Genomic DNA, 18,258 nt, shown 5'->3' with positions numbered 1-18,258 from the left:
GTGCCGCGCCTCGTCCCCGCACTCGATCAACGGAGGAAACAGCGCCATGAGCTTCGGCGACCCGAACAATCCCTACGGTCCCCCTCAGGGCCAGCAGCCCGGTTACGCCTACCCGCAGCAGCAGCCGCAGCAGCCGGGCTACGGCTACCCGCAGGCCCCGCCGGTCCAGCAGCAGTACGGCGGCGGCGTCCCGATGGCCGCCATGCCGGGCAGCGTCAGCGCGGCCCGCGTGATGCTCTGGGTGATCGTCGGCCTGCAGGTGATCGGCGTGGCGGGATGCGCGTTCTACGCGGCGGCCGTGAACCACGCGAAGCACGACAGCACCCTGCAGGACGACTCCGCCTTCCAGCGGATGGCCGACTACGGAACCGGAATCCTGGTGGCCATGGCGGTGTTCGCGCTCGCCTGGGGCGTGTTCGCGGCCGTGCTCGCGGTGAAGTTCAACACCGGCGGCAACGGTGTCCGCGTCACCACGCTCGTGTTCGGCATCATCACCGCCGTCCTCGGCCTGTACCCGTTCGTCATCGTGGGCCTCGTGCACACGGTGCTGGCCATCCTGATCGCCTGCTTCGTGGGCGGCGCCAACGGCAAGGCGTGGTTCAACCGCCCGCGCTACTGAACCCGCCCGCGCGAGGAAACAGTTCGCGCCACACCGGCGTCGAGGGCCGTGTCTTTCCCGTCCGGGGAGAGACACGGCCCTGATGTCTTCCCCCGGAGCACGACGGCCTCCGGCTCCCTCGAAGGGGGGCCGGAGGCCGTCGGCTTCTCCGCGGCTGCTCAGTGGAAGAAGTGGCGCGTACCCGTGAAGTACATCGTCACGCCGGCCTTCTTGGCGGCCTCGACGACCTGCTCGTCACGGATCGAGCCGCCCGGCTGGACGATCGCCCGGACACCGGCGTCGATCAGGATCTCCGGGCCGTCCGGGAACGGGAAGAAGGCGTCGGAGGCCGCGTAGGCACCCCGGGCACGCTCCTCGCCGGCCCGCTCGACCGCCAGCTTGCAGGAGTCGACGCGGTTCACCTGGCCCATGCCGACGCCGACCGAGGCGCCGTCCCTGGCGAGCAGGATCGCGTTGGACTTCACCGCGCGACACGCCTTCCAGGCGAAGGCGAGCTCCTTCAGCTCCTCCTCGCCGAGCGCCTCGCCGCTGGCCAGCGTCCAGGTGGCCGGGTCGTCGCCGTCGGCCTGGAGGCGGTCGGTGACCTGGAGCAGCACACCGCCGTCGACCTGCTTGGCCTCGACCCGGTTGCAGGGGGCGCTCGGGGCCTTCAGCACGCGGAGGTTCTTCTTCTTGGTGAGGGCTTCCAGCGCCCCCTCCTCGTAGTCCGGCGCGACGATGACCTCGGTGAAGATCTCCGCGACCTGCTCGGCCATCTCCTTGCTGACCGGACGGTTCACGGCGATGACACCGCCGTACGCGGACACCGGGTCGCAGGCGTGCGCCTTGCGGTGCGCCTCGGCGACGTCCGCGCCGACCGCGATGCCGCAGGGGTTGGCGTGCTTGATGATCGCGACGCAGGGCTCGTCGTGGTCGTACGCGGCACGGCGGGCGGCGTCCGTGTCCGTGTAGTTGTTGTACGACATCTCCTTGCCGTGCAGCTGCTCGGCCTCGGCGAGGCCACCGGTGCCGTCCACGTAGAGAGCGGCGTCCTGGTGCGGGTTCTCGCCGTAGCGCAGGGTGCTCTTGCGCTCGTAGGTGGCGCCCAGGAAGTCCGGGAAGGACGACTCGTCGACGGGGGCGTAGGAGGAGGCGAACCAGGAGGCGACGGCCACGTCGTACGCGGCGGTGTGCCGGAAGGCCTCGGCGGCCAGCCGCTTGCGGGCGGCCAGGTCGAAGCCGCCGTCCTGGACGGCCGCGAGAACGTCGGCGTACCGCTCGGGGCTGGTGACCACGGCGACCGACGGGTGGTTCTTGGCGGCGGCGCGGACCATGGAGGGGCCGCCGATGTCGATCTGCTCCACGCACTCGTCGTCCGAGGCGCCGGAGGCGACCGTCTCCCGGAAGGGGTAGAGGTTGACGACGACCAGGTCGAACGGCTCGACGCCCAGCTCGGCGAGCTGCTCGCGGTGGCTGTCCAGGCGCAGGTCGGCGAGGATGCCCGCATGCACCCTCGGGTGCAGGGTCTTGACCCGGCCGTCCAGGCACTCGGGGAAGCCGGTCAGCTCCTCGACCTTGGTGACGGGGACGCCGGCGGCGGCGATGCGGGAGGCGGTGGAGCCGGTGGAGACGATCGACACACCGGCCTCGTGCAGCCCGCGGGCCAGCTCTTCCAGTCCGGTCTTGTCGTAGACGCTGACGAGCGCGCGGCGCATGGCCCGCTTGGTGCTGTCGTTGGTCTGGGCGGTCACTGGATAACTACCTTTCGTCCCTCGATGCGATAGCCGTTGCGGGCGAGCCGCCCCACGACCTCGACGAGCAGCCTTCGCTCGACTTCCTTGATGCGCTCGTGCAGCGCGCTCTCGTCGTCCTCGTCCCGGACCTCGACCACGCCCTGAGCGATGATCGGGCCGGTGTCGACGCCGTCGTCGACGAAGTGGACGGTGCAGCCGGTGACCTTGGCGCCGTACGCGAGCGCGTCACGGACGCCGTGGGCCCCCGGAAAGCTGGGGAGGAGCGCCGGGTGCGTGTTCACGAACCGGCCGCCGAAGCGGGCCAGGAACTCCTTGCCGACGATCTTCATGAATCCGGCGGAGACGACCAGATCCGGCTCGTACCCGGCCACGGCCTCGGCGAGGGCGGCGTCCCAGACCTTCCGGCTCTCGTGGTCCCTGACCTTGCACACGAAGGTCGGCAGCCCGGCGCGCTCGGCGCGGGCGAGCCCCTCGATGCCGTCGCGGTCGGCCCCTACGGCGACGATCCGGGCGCCGTACCGCTCGGCTCCGGTGCGCTCGATCTCGTCCAGGAGCGCCTGAAGGTTGGTGCCGGATCCGGAGACCAGCACGACGAGGCGCTTGACCGCTGGGCCAGCGGGGGTGGCGGCCACGATGGGGCCCTTTCTCGGGGTGGGCGACGGTACCGGCCGGCGCTTTCGCTTTGTGCATTCATACGAATGCTTCACGCCCCGCGATACAGGGAAGTCTACGAAGCGGCCGACCGTCAGCAACGATACCGGCACACGGGACGGCCCCCTCGGGACGGGGGCGGGGCCGGAAGGTAGCGTTCGCAAGGAATCACGGAGGGCAGCTTCGGGAACGCGGTCGTCGTACCGTGCGTTGTCGGGGGGAAAGCTCATATCGGACTGCCGTGGTCACAGCCGTATTCACCTAGGGGAAGACGCTCTTTTGATGCCCGATCGCAGCCTGCGACTCCTCACGTTCCCTCCGAGCCCTGCCCAGGAAGGCGAGCGTCGCACCGTGCTGCTCCGGGAGCGGCCGACCTCGCCGGCCGAGGCTTACCAGGAGGACCAGGGCGGTCAGGCGGGTCAAGGCGGTCAGGCGGGTCAGGGCGGACAGGCGCGTCCGGGCGGACAGGCGGGTCAGGGCGGACAGGCGCGTCCGGGCGGTCGGGACGGCGACGGACGGGGCGGCGGACAGCAGGACGACAACCCCTTCGCGCCGCCGCCCGAGGGCACCCCCGACCGGCCCTGGCAGCCGCGCCACCCCGAGGGCTCTCATGGCTCCGGTGATGGGGGCGGCCCCGCGTGGGGCAGCCAGTGGAGCGACCGCCAGCCCGGACGCTCCCCCGGCGGCTTCGGCGAGCGCCCCGGCGGCGGCCCCCAGGGCCCCGGCGGACCGACCGGTCCCGGCATGCGCTGGGACCCGACCGACCCCACCCAGCGCCGCGCGCGCTACGCTCTCCTGTCCGGCATGTGGGCCGTCTTCTTCGCCCTGTTCGGCTGGACGTACGTGGCCCTGCTGCTGGGCGCGCTGGCCCTGTACTGGGGCATCAGCGCCCTGCGCACCAAGCCCCGCGGGTCCGGCCCGGACACCCCGACGCCACCGGGAGCGGCCCGGCCCCAGACGACGGCGGCCATCGGCGGCCTGCTCACGGCTTGCCTGGCGCTGGTCCTGGTGGCCTCCACGTTCACCGTCCAGCTGGTCTACCGCGACTACTACACCTGCGTCAGCGACGCCCTCACGCACGAGGCCAAACAGTCCTGCGACCGGCTGCTGCCGCAGGAGCTGCGGGGCGTTCTGGGAGTCGGGAACAGCTGAGACCCCACGGCCGGAGCCGCGCCTGCAACGCCGCGGGCCGCGGCCGGCCGGTCATGGGGCCGGTTCAGGGGGTTGCGGGGTCTCCGGCGACGGCGACTCCGGGTGCGCCGGCTCCGGCGCGTCCGGCGACGGCGAGGTCCGGTCGGTCGGTTCCGGGCGCGGCTCGGAGAGTGGCGGCGGCGTGGGACTCGTCCATGGGACGGACGGGCCGTCGGAGGCGGCCGCCTCCCGCAGGGCGGCCCAGCGTGAGGCGCGCGCCAGGTCGTCGTGCCAGTCCGAGGGGAAGGGGTCGTCGGTCGGGAGGAAGTCGTACAGCTCCTCCTCGGGAAGGGGCTCCGGCCGGGCGATGACGGTCCTGCCCTTGCCGGCCTCCCTGCCCTTGCCGGGGCCCTTGCCGTCGGCCGCCTCTTTGCCGTCGGGCGCTTCCCTGCCCTTGCCCGGCACCTTGACCTTGCCGGGCTCCTTGCCGTCGGCCGCCTGCTCGCCCTTGCCCGGCCCCTTCCCGTCGGCCGCCTGCTCGCCCTTGCCCGTGCGCCTGCCCCCGTCCTTCCCTTCGGCGGGCTCCTTCTTCCCACCGGCCTCATCGGCCCGGGCGACGGCCTTCGCCCTCGGCTGTTCCTTTCCGGTCCCGCCGGCCCCCGCCCGCGTGCCCTGCGCCGGAACGTCACCACCCCGCGCCCGCCGCCTCCACAGCCGCCACGCCCGTACCACCTGCGCCACCGGCAGCGCGAACAGCGCCGTCCACGCCCCCGCCGCTCCCCCGCTCTGCCACCACACCGGTCCGAAGCGGGCCAGCGCGGACACGCCCAGCGGGCCACCCGCCCACTCGGCGAGCAGGGCGAAGGCGGCCGCACAGAGCACCGCCGTCAGCAGCGTCACCCCGGCGGTACGGGCCGCCGACCAGCGCGTCGGCGCCGGCGCGCCCGGCTCCGGCAGGCCCACGGCTCCCCGTGCGACGAACCACCCCGCCGTCACCCCGGCCACCGCCGGCACCAGCCCCGCCGCCCAGTTGGCCGGGGTGCCGACGCCCGCGTCCGGCACCGCCGCCAGCAGCGGGAAGGGCGGCAGGAGCGGGGCCGGATGGGAGGCGAAGGGCTGCACCGGATGCCCGACGCCGAGGAGGAAGCCGGGGCCGAGGGCGTAGGACGCGGCCCACACCGCCGCGTTGGGAATCAGGGCGACACCGAGCAGCAGCACCGCGAACCGCCCCGTCCATCCCTCCGTCAGCTGCAGGAAGGACGCCCGCGCCGCCCAGCCGTGCCACACCATCGACACTCCGAGCAGCAGCGACCCGCCGCCGAGGAGCACCGCCATGGCCGCGCCGGTGGCCCGTACGGCCGTACCCAGCCGGGCGCACTCGTCCGCGCCGAGGACCAGCCGCCGCACCGGCTCCGGCAGCACCGCGAGCGCCCTCAGCACCGGCTCGCGCGGACAGCCGTACGCCGACCACACCCCGGCCGCCGCCGAGCCCGCCGCGACCAGCGGCAGACACACCGTCACCCAGGGCCACCTGGGACGCAGTTCCGCGCCCCCGCAGTACAGGGCGACCGCGCCGCCGACGACGAGATAGCCGAGGACGACCCCCGTCCACACCGTGCGCGCCGGCACGGGCGGCGGGCCGTCGGCGTCGGCGGGCGCGTCCACCGCGTCCCTGGCCGCCCGGTACACCAGCCACACCGGCAGCAGGAGGAGCAGCAACGGCGAGACGCCCACCGGCAGGAGCGCGCCGGAGAGCGTCTCGGTGCGGATCAGTTCGACACCGTGCGCGAGCAGCCACAACGCGGCGGCGACGTGCAGCGCGCCGCCCGGACCGCTGTCGGGGTACGGCGAGCTGACCCACAGCACCATCAGCAGCGCGGCGAACGAGGCGAACCCGAGCCCGGCCGCCACGGCGCCGCCCAGGAAACTCGCGGCCAGCCCGGGCTCGCGGTCCCGCATCCGGGTCAGCAGGGGCGACAGCGACGTTCGGCGAGCGGTCGTCAGAATCACGCGGCCATGCTCCCAATGACACACGCTTTCCCGTCGCAACAGGCGAACTACCGATGTGTCGCACAATATACGTTTATGTTCTTTTTGGTACGGAAGGGTGTACCACGACAGCGGAGGTGAGCGTGGAGCAAGCGATGACCACCGGTGGCCCGGAGCCCCTGACGCCCGCTCAGGCCTTCGACACCCTGTACGCGTTCTGCGCCCCCGCCCTCGTACGCCAGAGCTATCTGCTCACCGGGCGCCGGGAACTGGCCCGCGAGGCGGTGGAGCGGGCCTTCCAACTGGCCTGGCAGCGCTGGCCGGAGGTGGCCCGGGACCGGGATCCCGGCGGCTGGGTGCGGGCTGCCGCGCACGAGTGCGCGCTCTCGCCCTGGCACCGCTTCCGGCGCCGGCACCGCAGCCCGGAGCCGCCGCTGGCCGACCCGGCGGACCGAGCGCTGCTGGAGGCCCTGCTGAACCTGCCACCGGTGTACCGGCGCACGCTCGTGCTGTACGACGGGGTGGGCCTCGATCTGCCGGAGACGGCGGCGGAGACGGAGGCCAGCACCCCGGCCGCCGCGAACCGGCTGACCCACGCCCGCGAGACGCTGGCCGCGTGTCTGCCGGAACTGGCCGACCCCGCCGAGTTGCATCGCCGGTTGCTGGTGCTGGGCTCGACGCAGCGGTGGCGCGCGATCGAGGCGGAGCCGGTGCGGCGCACGGGCGAACGGCGCAACGTGTTCTGGACGCGGGCGGCGATCGCGTTCACGGTGGCGATCGTCGGCGCGACGACGCTCACGCTGTGGACGGCACCGACGCACTTCGAGGCACCGATCGCCCCGGCCCAGGCGGTGCAGGGGGTCCCGCCGGCGCAGGCGATGGGGCCGCTGTCGCGCGAGGAACAGGCGTTGCAGCAGCAGTTGCGCAGCGCTGCCGCGAAGGGACCGCAGAGGCTGGCCCCCCAGCCGCGGTGAGGAGGTGGCCGGAACGCCGTAGGCCCGCCCCGGCGGAGGGGGCGGGCCTACGTGCGGTCGGCCGGGAAACTCAGCCGGCCAGGATCTCGCGGGCGAGCTTCGCCGTCTCGGTCGGGGTCTTGCCGACCTTGACGCCCGCGGCCTCCAGGGCCTCCTTCTTGGCCTGCGCCGTGCCGGAGGAGCCGGAGACGATGGCACCGGCGTGGCCCATGGTCTTGCCCTCGGGCGCGGTGAAGCCCGCGACGTAGCCGACGACCGGCTTGGTCACGTTCTCCTTGATGAACGCCGCGGCACGCTCCTCGGCGTCGCCGCCGATCTCACCGATCATCACGATGAGCTCGGTCTCCGGGTCGTCCTGGAACGCGGCCAGGGCGTCGATGTGGGTGGAGCCGATGATCGGGTCGCCACCGATGCCGACGGCCGTCGAGAAGCCGATGTCCCGCAGCTCGTACATCATCTGGTACGTCAGCGTGCCGGACTTCGACACCAGGCCGATGCGGCCCGGCTTGGTGATGTCGCCCGGGATGATGCCGACGTTGGACTGGCCCGGGGTGATGATGCCGGGGCAGTTCGGGCCGATGATGCGGGTCTTGTTGCCCTTCTTGCCGGCGTACGCCCAGAAGGACGCCGAGTCGTGCACGGCGATGCCCTCGGTGATCACGACGGCCAGCGGGATCTCGGCGTCGATGGCCTCGACGACCGCGTCCTTGGTGAACTTCTCCGGCACGAAGATGACGGAGACGTTGGCGCCGGTCTTGTCGATGGCCTCCTTGACGGAGCCGAAGACGGGTACCTCGGTGCCGTCGAAGTCCACGGTCTGACCCGCCTTGCGCGGGTTCACGCCGCCCACGACGTTCGTGCCGTCACCGAGCATGAGCTTGGTGTGCTTCATGCCGGTGGAGCCGGTCATGCCCTGGACGATGACCTTGCTGTCCTTGTTGAGCCAGATAGCCATGGTGTGTTGGTGTCCTCGTCCTGAGTGCTTACTTGGCGGCGGCCAGCTCGGCGGCCTTGTCGGCCGCGCCGTCCATGGTGTCGACGCGCTGCACCAGCGGGTGGTCGGCGTCGGTGAGGATCTGCCGGCCCAGCTCGGCGTTGTTGCCGTCGAGGCGGACGACGAGCGGCTTCTCGACCTTCTCGCCGCGGTCCTCCAGGAGCTTCAGGGCCTGCACGATGCCGTTGGCGACCTCGTCGCAGGCGGTGATGCCACCGAAGACGTTGACGAAGACGGACTTGACGTCCGGGTCGCCCAGGATGATCTCCAGGCCGTTCGCCATGACCTGGGCGGAGGCGCCACCGCCGATGTCCAGGAAGTTGGCGGGCTTGACGCCACCGTGCTTCTCACCGGCGTACGCGACGACGTCCAGGGTGCTCATGACGAGACCGGCGCCGTTGCCGATGATGCCGACCTCGCCGTCGAGCTTGACGTAGTTGAGGTTCTTCTCCTTGGCGGCGGCCTCGAGCGGGTTGGCCGCGGCCTTGTCGTGGAGCTCCTCGAAGTCGGGGTGACGGAACTCGGCGTTGTCGTCGAGCGACACCTTGCCGTCGAGGGCGATGACCTCACCGGAGGCGACCTTGGCCAGCGGGTTCACCTCGACGAGGAGGGCGTCCTCCTTGATGAAGGTGTCCCACAGCTTGACGAGGACGTTCGCGACCTTGTCGGCGACCTCGGCCGGGAACTTGGCGGCCGCGACGATCTCGCGGGCCTTGGCCTCGTCCACACCGTCGATCGGGTCGATCGGCGTCTTGGCGACGGCCTCCGGACGGGTGGCGGCCACCTCCTCGATCTCCATGCCGCCCTCGACGGAGGCGATGGAGAGGAAGGTGCGGTTGGCACGGTCGAGGAGGAAGGAGACGTAGTACTCCTCGAGGATCTCCGGAGCGGTCTCGGCGATCATGACCTTGTGGACCGTGTGGCCCTTGATGTCCATGCCGAGGATGTCCGTCGCACGGGCGACGGCCTCGTCCGCGGAGGCGGCCAGCTTGACGCCACCGGCCTTGCCACGACCACCGACCTTCACCTGCGCCTTGACGACGGACTTGCCGCCCAGACGCTCGGTGATCTCGCGCGCCGCCTCAGGCGTGTCGATGACTTCACCGGCCAGCACCGGTACATCGTGCTTGGCGAAGAGGTCCCTCGCCTGGTACTCGAACAGGTCCACGCGCTTCCGTCCCTATCAGTGATCTCGCGGTTCGTTGGATGCGTGGGCGTGCCGCGAAGGGCAACGTGACGTCCGCTTGTCACAAGGGAGGCGCACACGGTGTCCGAGCGCGCGGCATGTCCGTCTCGCAGGTTATCGCCGCTTGCGGGGGCTCCCTAAATCGAGGGTCACACACGAGCGGTGATACCTGTCACATGATGCCGGGTTTTCTGGCACGGCGTGCCGATGGATCACGGCGGCCCGTGGGTGGATCGGTGGCGTCGAGGGCAGGTGCGAGGCCTCACCGGGCTGGGGTTGACCCGGTGAGGCCTCTGGGGCGGCCCCGGTGGTTCCGGGGCCGGGGCGGTTGATCCCCACCCCAATGGGGACCACCCGCCCGTGCCGCGGGGCACCGGCCGGACGGGCCGACGGCATTCGGCCGTCCGGGTCCGGACACCCCGCGGAGCGGTCGGGGCGCTCAGCCCTGGTAGGAGATGCCCGGTGCGGCGTCCTGTACGCCGTACGCCTGCGGGAAGTCCTGGAGGTCCGTGCGGCCCGTGCCGTCCCCGGAGTCCTTCAAGTACGCCGGTACGGCCGTACGGGTGACCGCCTCGGCCCCGCCGACGGCGTGCCCGGCGAGCGGACCCGTGGCGTACCGGACCGTGCCCTGGACGCCGTACGCGAACCCTTCCGCCTGCCGCACGAGCGGCGCTGCTGCGTCGGTGACCCCGGCCGCGAAGGGTCCGCCGGCGCCCGCGACGCCGTGGGCCAGGCCCAGGCTGCTCCCGCCCACGCCGTCGGCCACCGGCACGACGGTCCCGGTGACGGTGCCGGTGAGCGGCGCGGTCGCGGCGGTGACCCCGGCCGCGAACGGCGGCACCTGGGCGGTGACGCCCTGGGCGAAGGCGCCGGCCCGGGCGGTCACGTCGTGCGCGAGCGGCGGTACGGCACCGGCGGTGCCGCCCGCGAAGGGCACGACGTCACCGGCCACGCCGTGGGCGAGGGCGCCCGCGTCCGTGACGGCCTGCCCGGCCACCGGCACGATCCCGTGCAGGGCACCGGAGGCGACCGGCGGCAGCACCGCGTCCGTGGTGTCCGCCGCGGCCTGCCCGAGCGGCCCGCCGGCGTACGCGCTCGCATCCGCGGCCGTCAGCCGCACATCGCCGACGACGCCCGTGGCGACCCCGTGGACCCGGCCGACGGCGCCTCCGGCGCCCTCCTGGACCCCGTGGACGGCACCGACGGCGGTCCCGTACCCACCGGACGCGGCGCCCCCGGCGACGCCCAGCGCCCCGGAGACCGTGCTCCCGGCGACACCGTGCACGGCGGAGACGGTGTGCTGGGCGGTTCCGTAGCCGCCCGTCACCGCGCGCCCGGCCGTGGCCCGCACGCCCGTCACCGACCGCCCGGCCATCGGCACGGCGCCGTGCACCGCGGTGGAGGCCACCGGCGGGACGGCGGCGGCGGCCGTCTCGTCCACCACCGGCGTGATGGTGCCGGGCACCGCCCGGACCGTGCCGACGGCCCACTGCGCGGTGCCCGTGGCCGTACCGGTGACATGTGCCGGCACACCGGCGGCGGAGGCCTCCGCCGCGCCGGTCGCCTCGGCGGCCGTACCGCTCGCGACGTGCGCGGCACCGGCCGTGCGGCCCTGTGCACCGGCGACGGTCCGCTGTGCCGTCGTCCGTACGGCGCCCTCGACGCCCTGCGCCTTCAGCCGGGCGGCCGCCTGGGTGGCCTGGAGCCTGGACTGGGCGGCGGCCAGGGCCTCCTCCACCTCGGGGGCGAAGGACGAGAGCGGGCCGAAGAGGTAGTCGATCTCGTCCTGGGCGGTGCGCCGCCCCATGCCGCCGGACGCGGCGGGCGCGGCGTGCCCGGCCGCGTGGGCGACGTGCGCGATGTGGCCGTCGGCATGCGCGCCGTCCGCCCTGGCACGGTCCTGGAGGTGCGTCTGCGCCGCACGGGCGGACTGAGCACCCCTGACGGCGGCGGCACCCCGGATCCTCGCGGCCCTCGGGACCTGTGCGCCGACGGAGCGGCGGGCCTGTTCGGCGGCGCCGGTGGCGGTGGTGGCGGTGGTGCCCGTCGCCTGCAGGGACCGGGTGGCCTCGGCGGCGGTGCCCGAGACGGTGGGCGTGGCACCCGAGCCGGCGCCGTCGGTCAGGCCGGAGAGAGTGTTCTGGACGCCGGAGACGGTGTCGTGGACGCCGGAGAGGACACCGTCGACCGTACCGGCGACGGAGTCACCGACGCCTCCGGTCTCGGCGCCGGCTTCCGGTACGGAGACGGAGGTGGCGGACAGTTCGTCGGCGCTGGCGGCGGCCGAACCGAGCGCCCATGCACCGGTGACACCAGCGGCTATCACGATCGAACGACGGATGTTCTTGTTCATGCGTGCGTCAAGTCCTTTGAAAATAGCCGCACATGGCCGTAAGAGCCAGGAATGGGCGGGACGGCCGGAAACGGCTGGGTACGGCCGTGTACGGCTGCGTACCGATGGATGCGACCAGGGGGTTCCGTCGGGTGGGTGGGCAGACCTGTTTCGCCCCGCGCGTCAGCTCGCGGCGGGGAGGCCGACCGTGCCGCCTAGCCGGGGAAGACGGGGATGTCCCGGTGCCGTTCCCGGGTACGGGACGCGTCGACGCGCGCCGTGGTGCCGGGAGCGAGCCACAGGGGCACCCGGTCGCCGAGGGTGACGGCGTGCGCGTCACCGTGCCGGGACGCGCCGCCGTCGACGGCCTGCTTGCCGAGCACGGCGTCCGGGTCTCCGGTGGGCGCCGGAAGGCCGGGCACGCTCACGGCGGCGGCTTCGCGGTGCGCAACGGAATGCGGCGCGGACCGGAGCGCCGACTGGGGCGCGGAGAAGGCCTCAGGTCCGTACGGGGCGGTCTGCGCCGATGCGCCGACGGCGGTACGGCCCTGGGCGCGGGCGTGCCGCGGCCCCTGCTCCACCGGAGCGGCCACCGCAGCACCGCCGTACGACTGCGGGCGCGGGCCGGCGGACCGGGGATCAGGTGTCAGCTGAACCGGAGCGCCCGGGACGTGGGTGAGGTCGGGCAGGGTCACGGGGGGCGCCGAGGCCTCGGGCCTCTCGACGGCTCGGGTGGCCGCGGACTCAAGGGAGCGGGAAACAGCCGTCACGACGTCGCGGACGGGGCTGACGGCCCGCTCGGTGACCCGGTGCACAGGGGTGTTGAGCGGCTCGGTGACCAGGTGCACAGGGGCGGCGAGCCGCTCAGTGACCCGGTGCACAGGGGCTGCGACTTGTCCCGGGAGCGTTCGGACCGCGCGGCTCACGGGGACCGCGTCCGCCGTCGGTACTGCGCGCACCACAGTTACCGGCGGTACCGGCAGTACCGGCCGTACCGGGTCCGCGTGCCCGGCGCCCACGGACCGCACCGGCGTCACCGGCACCGGTGGCCCGTCGGCCGCGTGCGCCTGTTCACCACAGAGGAAACCCAGCGTGAACAGCCCGCCCACCAGCAGCACCAGTTGGAGCGCACGCCGCCCGGCCGCCGTACGCAGCACGCGCACGGTGGTACCAAGGGGGGCTGCTGGGAAGGTCAAGGAGCTGGACATCCTCGGCTCGGCACGACACGGGCTCCCGCCGATCCTCGCACGGCACGCCCGAGCCCATGCAACCCCCCTGTTACCGATGGGCAGTCATGTCCCTTTTCCTTACTCTTTCGTGTCCGGCGTCACACGGTGTCCGGTATCGGCAGCGGCCGCTTCTCCAGCGCCGCCGCCATGACCTCCGGGAACAGATCCGGTGTGCAGGCGAAGGCCGGTGTGCCGAGCGCGGCGAGCGCCGCCGCGTGTTCCCGGTCGTAGGCGGGCGCACCCTCGTCCGACAGGGCGAGCAGCGCCACGAACTGCACCCCGGACGCCTTCATCGCCGCCACCCGCTTGAGCATCTCGTCGCGGATCCCGCCCTCGTAGAGGTCGCTGATCAGCACGACCACGGTCTCGGCGGGCCGAGGGATCTGCGACTGGCAGTAGGCCAGCGCCCGGTTGATGTCCGTGCCGCCGCCGAGCTGGGTGCCGAAGAGGACGTCGACCGGGTCGTCCAGCTGGTCGGTGAGGTCCACCACCGCCGTGTCGAAGACGACCAGCCGGGTGCTGATCGACCGCATGGAGGCGAGGACCGCGCCGAACACGGACGCGTAGACCACGGACGCCGCCATCGACCCGGACTGGTCGATGCAGAGCACGACCTCCTTCTTCACCGACCGCGCCGCCCGCCCGTATCCGACGAGCCGTTCCGGCACCACCGTGCGGTACTCGGGCAGGTAGTGCTTGAGGTTGGCCGCGACGGTACGGTTCCAGTCGATGTCGTGGTGGCGCGGGCGGCTGATCCGCGCGCTGCGGTCGAGGGCGCCGGTGAGCGTGGCCCGGGTACGGTTCGCCAGCCGCTTCTCCAGATCCTCGACGACCTTGCGCACGACCGCGCGTGCCGTCTCCTTCGTCGTCTCCGGCATCGCCTTGTGCAACGAGAGCAGCGTGCCGACCAGGTGGACGTCCGCTTCCACCGCCTCCAGCATCTCCGGCTCCAGCAGCAGGGACGCGAGGCCGAGCCGTTCGATGGCGTCGCGCTGCATGACCTGGACGACGGAGGAAGGGAAGTACGCGCGGATGTCCCCGAGCCAGCGCGCCACCGACGGTGCCGAGGCGCCGAGCCCCGCCGAACGGTCCTGTCCGGCCTGCGGTTTGTCCCCCTTGCCGTACAGCGCGGCGAGCGTGCCGTCCATCGCCGCGTCCCGGCCGGACAACGCGCATCCGGTGCCGTCGGCCTGGTCGCCGCCGAGCACCAGCCGCCAGCGCCGCAGCCGCTCCCGCGTCGGCTCGTCGGGGTGCACCGCCCTCGGTTCGGTCGTCATGTGCCCACCTCCGCGAGGTCGTTGTCGTCGGTCGTGCCACACCAGGCCGCGCCCCGCCCGACCGGATCGTCCGGATCGTTCGGATCGTCCGGCACGGGATCGCCTCGAGTGGGATCACGTTGAGTGGGATCGCATTGAGTGGGATCGCATTGAGTGGGATCGCATTGAGTGGGGTCGCCCTGAACGGGGCCACGTCGAGTGGGGTCAAGTTGAGTGGGGTGCCCTGGAACGGGGTCACGTCGAGTGGGATCGCCCCGCCCCGAAGGCCACTGCTCCCCATCACCTTGCTCCTGGCCGCCTTGCCCCTGACCACCTCGCCCCTGACCGTCTTGCCCCGGGTCACGCTCGGCCGGCCCAGGCCGACTTCGGCCGCGGCCGAAGGGGACGGGGGCGGCCGGCTCTCGAGGGAGCGGGTCCTCCAGGCCCAGCAGCAGGCGCAGCACCGGCAGTACGGCGTCGGCGCGCCGGATGTCCTGCTCGGCGGCGAAGCCGGGTGTCACGGCTCCGTGGGACGCGGGACCGGCCGCCCGGTCTCCGGGCCCGCGCCTGACCAGTTCGCCGAGCGTTCTGCGCACGCCGGGGCCGTACGCCGCGAACGTCCGCCGCAGCAGCGGCAGTACGTCCGTGAACGCCTCCGCCGGCACCCCGGTCAGCCAGCCGTCCACCAGGCCCAGCAACCGCTCGTCGTGCACCAGCAGCAGCCCGCCACCGCCCCCGCCGACGAAACCCTCGATCCAGGCGGCGGCGTCGGCGGGCGCAGTCCCCGGTGACAGTGCGAGCCCCATCAGCCGCGCCGCCTCCGCGGGCCCCAACTCTCCGTCGTCCAGCAGCAAGCGCACGGCCCGCCCGCGGAGCACACCCGGCACGCTGTCGCGCAGCGACAGGGTCCGCAGGACCGCCCGCCAGCGGTCGCGCAGATCACCGTGTCCGGCAGCCGGTGCGGCACTCGCGGCCGCGCCGGCCCCCGCGCCCCCACCGGCCGGTGTCTCCGTCAGCAGCGCAACCGCTGTGTGCACGGCGTCCACATGGCCGCGCATCTCCTTGGCCGCGTCCGTGTCGAGCGCGGCGCAGGCCGGGGGCAGACCGACGAAGACGCGTCCGGCGAGGCCCGCTGCGACGCCGGCCAGCGCGCCGGTGTCGGTGCCGCGGACATCGCCGTAGCGCAGGGAGCGGACCAGGGCGGGCAGGGCCTGGGCCAGATGACCGACGTCGGTGTCGAGCGCGGCCCGGTCGGCGAGGACCCGCATGACCACGGGCAGGGCGTCCGGCAGTCCCGCGAGCAGGCACTGCTCGGCGAGCGCGGTGACGTCGGCGAGGGTGCGCGCGGCCGTCGCGTCCGCCTCGGCCTTGGCCTGCGCCGCGGCCAGGACGGTCGTCCCCCAGACCCCCGCCTCGGCGACCCTGACCGACAGTTCCGGCTCCCAGCGCAGCCGCCAGGTCTCCCGGAACGTGCCCGTGCTCCCCCGTGACCGCGCGGGCTCGCCCCAGTCGACGCCCAGCAGGCGGAGCCGGTGCAGCAGCCTGCTGCGGCCCACGTCGGTGTCCCCCCGCAGGTCCAGCTCCAGCTCGCGCTCCAGCGCCTCCGGCTTGAGCCGCAGCGAGCGCTGGCTCCGGGTCAGGTCGCGCTGGAGCGGCACCGCGGGCGCCGACTCGGGGACCTCGCCGAGGACGTCCCCGACCACCAGCCGGTCGTGCACCAGCGCCAGCGGCACGTCCGAGCCGTCGCCCATCACCGCGCGCACGGCGTCGACGGTCTCGCTCAGCCCTGGCAGCGGACGGCCGCGCAGCGCCGCCAGGGTCTCGGCTAGCCGGACGGCCTCGATGACGTGGGCCGAGGACACGATCCGGTCCTCCTCGCGCAGCAGCCGCGCCACTTTGGTCAGCCAGCGCTCGACCGGGCGGTCGGGCGCGTGGAACAGATGTCCGTACCAGCCCGGCGAGTCGATGCCCGCGCCGTAGCCGCTGGACCGGGCGAGCCTGCGGTGGGTCCAGGGCACCCAGGTCAGATCGGTCTTGACCTTGGGCAGTCCCTTCAGCAGGGCCCGATCGGCGGTGACAGTGGTCTTCTCGCGCAGCGCGGGCACATGCCAGGCCCCGCAGACCACGGCGACCTCGTCGCCGAACTCCTTGCGCGCCGCGCGCAGCCGCAGCCGCATGTGGGCCTCGCGGACGAGGTCCCGGTGGTGCCCGCCGGCGCCGTACCTCTCGCGCAGTGCGCCCATGGCCTCCTCCAGCGCGGCGAAGGAGGCGAAGGGGTCCCGCTCACCCGGGCCCCGGTGCTCGACGACGTCCTCCCACCAGCGTTCCGGATCGTCGTGTCCGGCGGCCTCGGCGAGCACGGCCAGCGGGTCGACACGGACCTGCTCCCCGGTGTCCGGTGCGTCCTCGGCGTCCCGCGGGTCCGCGCCGGGCTCGGCGGGGCCCGGCGCGACGGACGATCCGGGCTCGGCGGGGCCCGGTGCGGCGGAGGATCCGGGCTCGGACGATCCGGGCTCGGCGGAGACCTCCTCGCCCTCCTTCTTTCTCTCCCCCCAGGCGAGCGTGTGCGCGGCCGGCAGGTCGATGAAGTGGGCCGGCACGTCGTGTTCCAGGGCCCAGCGGATCGCCACCCATTCGGGGCTGAACTCGGCGAACGGCCAGAACGCCGAGCGGCCCGGTTCGTCCACGGCATGGGCGAGCAGGGCGACCGGGGGCCGCAGATCCGGGTCGGCGGCCGACGGGACCAGCGCGTCGGCCTCGGGCGGGCCCTCGATCAGGACGGCGGCGGGCCGGGCCGCGTCCAGGGCGCCGCGCACCGCGCGGGCGGAACCGGGTCCGTGGTGCCGCACTCCCAGCAGGAGTGGCCCGGAGCCGTGGGCCTTGGGCCAGCGGGAGTCGTCGGTCATGCGCTCACCTCCCGGCACGCGCGGTAGAAGTCCGTCCAGCCCGCACGCTCGCGGACGACGGTCTCCAGGTACTCCTGCCAGACGACCCGGTCGGCCGCCGGATCGCGCACGACCGCGCCGAGGATGCCCGCGGCGACGTCGCCCGGCCGCAGCACACCGTCGCCGAAGTGCGCGGACAGGGCCAGGCCGCTCGTCACGACGGAGATCGCCTCAGCCGTCGACAGCGTGCCGCTGGGCGACTTCAGCCTGGTGCGGCCGTCGGCGGTGATGCCGTCGCGCAGCTCCCGGAAGACGGTCACGACCCGGCGGATCTCCTCGATGCCGTCAGGTGCGGCCGGCAGGTCGAGGGAGCGGCCGATCTGCTCCACCCGCCGGGTGACGATGTCGACCTCCGCGTCGGCGCTCGCCGGCAGTGGCAGCACCACGGTGTTGAAACGGCGGCGCAGCGCGCTGGAGAGGTCGTTGACCCCTCTGTCCCGGTCGTTGGCGGTGGCGATCAGGTTGAATCCGCGGACCGCCTGGACCTCCTGGCCCAACTCCGGGACCGGCAGGGTCTTCTCGGACAGGATCGTGATCAGCGTGTCCTGCACGTCGGCCGGGATGCGGGTGAGCTCCTCCACCCGGGCCGTCATGCCCTCGGCCATGGCGCGCATGACGGGGCTGGGCACGAGGGCGTCCCGGCTCGGGCCGTGCGCGAGCAGCTGCGCGTAGTTCCAGCCGTAGCGGATCGCCTCCTCCGGTGTGCCGGCCGTGCCCTGCACCAGCAGGGTGGAGTCGCCGCTGACCGCGGCCGCCAGGTGCTCCGACACCCAGGTCTTGGCGGTGCCGGGCACGCCGAGCAGGAGCAGGGCGCGGTCGGTGGCGAGCGTGGTGACGGCGACCTCGACGATCCGGCGCGGGCCCACGTACTTGGGTGTGATCACTGTGCCGTCGGGCAGGGTGCCACCGAGCAGGTAGGTCGCCACCGCCCACGGCGACAGGTTCCAGCGGGCCGGACGCGGGCGGTCGTCCTGTGCGGCGAGCGCGGTGAGTTCGGCGGCGAAGGCGTGCTCGGCATGCGGGCGCAGCGGCTGCGCGCTCACGCCGTGGGTCGGTTCGGCGGTCTTAGGTCGCACGGACACAGACTCGGCAGACATGGCTGACATGGCTGAGGCCCCCTCCAGCTCGGCCGGTTCGGATCTGGCATCCACCGTGCACCACGCCACTGACAATCGCTCTGACCTGCGCGAACATCCGCTCCCGACGGATTGTCAGTGGC

Annotated in this window: 13 protein-coding genes; 3 read left to right on the top strand and 10 right to left on the bottom strand. The window is 73.3% G+C overall.

The features are described 5' to 3' along the window. The first annotated feature begins 46 nt into the window (after positions 1 to 46). Positions 47 to 619 (top strand): hypothetical protein, encoded by a 573-nt coding sequence (locus ABZ919_RS06900; protein ID WP_361243590.1) that lies wholly within the window; start codon positions 47 to 49, stop codon positions 617 to 619. Between the two features lie 158 nt (positions 620 to 777). Here ABZ919_RS06900 and purH read toward each other — a convergent pair whose 3' ends face one another. Beyond that, on the bottom strand, positions 778 to 2,313 hold the full coding sequence (gene purH / locus ABZ919_RS06895) for a bifunctional phosphoribosylaminoimidazolecarboxamide formyltransferase/IMP cyclohydrolase (protein ID WP_361244081.1): 1,536 nt from the start codon (positions 2,311 to 2,313) through the stop codon (positions 778 to 780). Between the two features lie 32 nt (positions 2,314 to 2,345). Next, entirely contained in the window at positions 2,346 to 2,984 is a 639-nt protein-coding gene (purN, locus tag ABZ919_RS06890) for a phosphoribosylglycinamide formyltransferase (RefSeq protein ID WP_361243588.1), read from the bottom strand. 301 nt (positions 2,985 to 3,285) lie between these two features. Between purN and ABZ919_RS06885 the strand changes: the two genes are divergently transcribed. Next, a complete protein-coding gene (locus tag ABZ919_RS06885) occupies positions 3,286 to 4,155 on the top strand; it encodes a hypothetical protein (protein WP_361243586.1) in 870 nt (289 codons plus the stop codon). 51 nt (positions 4,156 to 4,206) lie between these two features. On the opposite strand, the gene ABZ919_RS06880 is transcribed toward ABZ919_RS06885, so the two are convergent. Beyond that, entirely contained in the window at positions 4,207 to 6,144 is a 1,938-nt protein-coding gene (locus tag ABZ919_RS06880) for a DUF6350 family protein (RefSeq protein WP_361243584.1), read from the bottom strand. Positions 6,145 to 6,278: 134 nt separating this feature from the next. Here ABZ919_RS06880 and ABZ919_RS06875 point away from each other — a divergent pair, with 134 nt between their 5' ends. Then, positions 6,279 to 7,097, top strand: coding sequence for a sigma factor-like helix-turn-helix DNA-binding protein (locus ABZ919_RS06875; RefSeq protein WP_361244079.1), 819 nt, complete (start codon positions 6,279 to 6,281; stop codon positions 7,095 to 7,097). A 70-nt stretch (positions 7,098 to 7,167) separates the two neighbouring features. On the opposite strand, the gene sucD is transcribed toward ABZ919_RS06875, so the two are convergent. The 7 genes from sucD to ABZ919_RS06840 all read right to left on the bottom strand — a co-directional run bounded on the left by sucD (position 7,168) and on the right by ABZ919_RS06840 (position 18,136). Then, positions 7,168 to 8,052, bottom strand: a complete 885-nt coding sequence (sucD, locus tag ABZ919_RS06870) for a succinate--CoA ligase subunit alpha (RefSeq protein ID WP_361243582.1) — start codon at positions 8,050 to 8,052, stop codon at positions 7,168 to 7,170. 28 nt (positions 8,053 to 8,080) lie between these two features. Continuing rightward, on the bottom strand, positions 8,081 to 9,259 hold the full coding sequence (gene sucC, locus ABZ919_RS06865) for an ADP-forming succinate--CoA ligase subunit beta (protein ID WP_361243580.1): 1,179 nt from the start codon (positions 9,257 to 9,259) through the stop codon (positions 8,081 to 8,083). 457 nt (positions 9,260 to 9,716) lie between these two features. Continuing rightward, positions 9,717 to 11,630 (bottom strand): hypothetical protein, encoded by a 1,914-nt coding sequence (locus ABZ919_RS06860; RefSeq protein WP_361243578.1) that lies wholly within the window; start codon positions 11,628 to 11,630, stop codon positions 9,717 to 9,719. 194 nt (positions 11,631 to 11,824) lie between these two features. Further along, on the bottom strand, positions 11,825 to 12,805 hold the full coding sequence (locus ABZ919_RS06855) for a hypothetical protein (protein WP_361243577.1): 981 nt from the start codon (positions 12,803 to 12,805) through the stop codon (positions 11,825 to 11,827). Between the two features lie 131 nt (positions 12,806 to 12,936). After that, a complete protein-coding gene (locus ABZ919_RS06850; protein ID WP_361243575.1) occupies positions 12,937 to 14,115 on the bottom strand; it encodes a VWA domain-containing protein in 1,179 nt (392 codons plus the stop codon). Then, positions 14,112 to 17,000 (bottom strand): DUF5682 family protein, encoded by a 2,889-nt coding sequence (locus tag ABZ919_RS06845; RefSeq protein ID WP_361243573.1) that lies wholly within the window; start codon positions 16,998 to 17,000, stop codon positions 14,112 to 14,114. The genes ABZ919_RS06850 and ABZ919_RS06845 overlap by 4 nt, the downstream gene beginning before the upstream one ends. Then, entirely contained in the window at positions 16,997 to 18,136 is a 1,140-nt protein-coding gene (locus tag ABZ919_RS06840; RefSeq protein ID WP_361243571.1) for an AAA family ATPase, read from the bottom strand. The genes ABZ919_RS06845 and ABZ919_RS06840 overlap by 4 nt, the downstream gene beginning before the upstream one ends. Positions 18,137 to 18,258: the final 122 nt, after the last annotated feature.

The sequence above is a fragment of the Streptomyces sp. NPDC046759 genome (assembly GCF_040645475.1).
Lineage (GTDB): Bacteria > Actinomycetota > Actinomycetes > Streptomycetales > Streptomycetaceae > Streptomyces.
The sequence above is the reverse complement of the archived record's forward strand: the minus strand, read 5'-3'. Positions and strand labels throughout refer to the sequence as shown.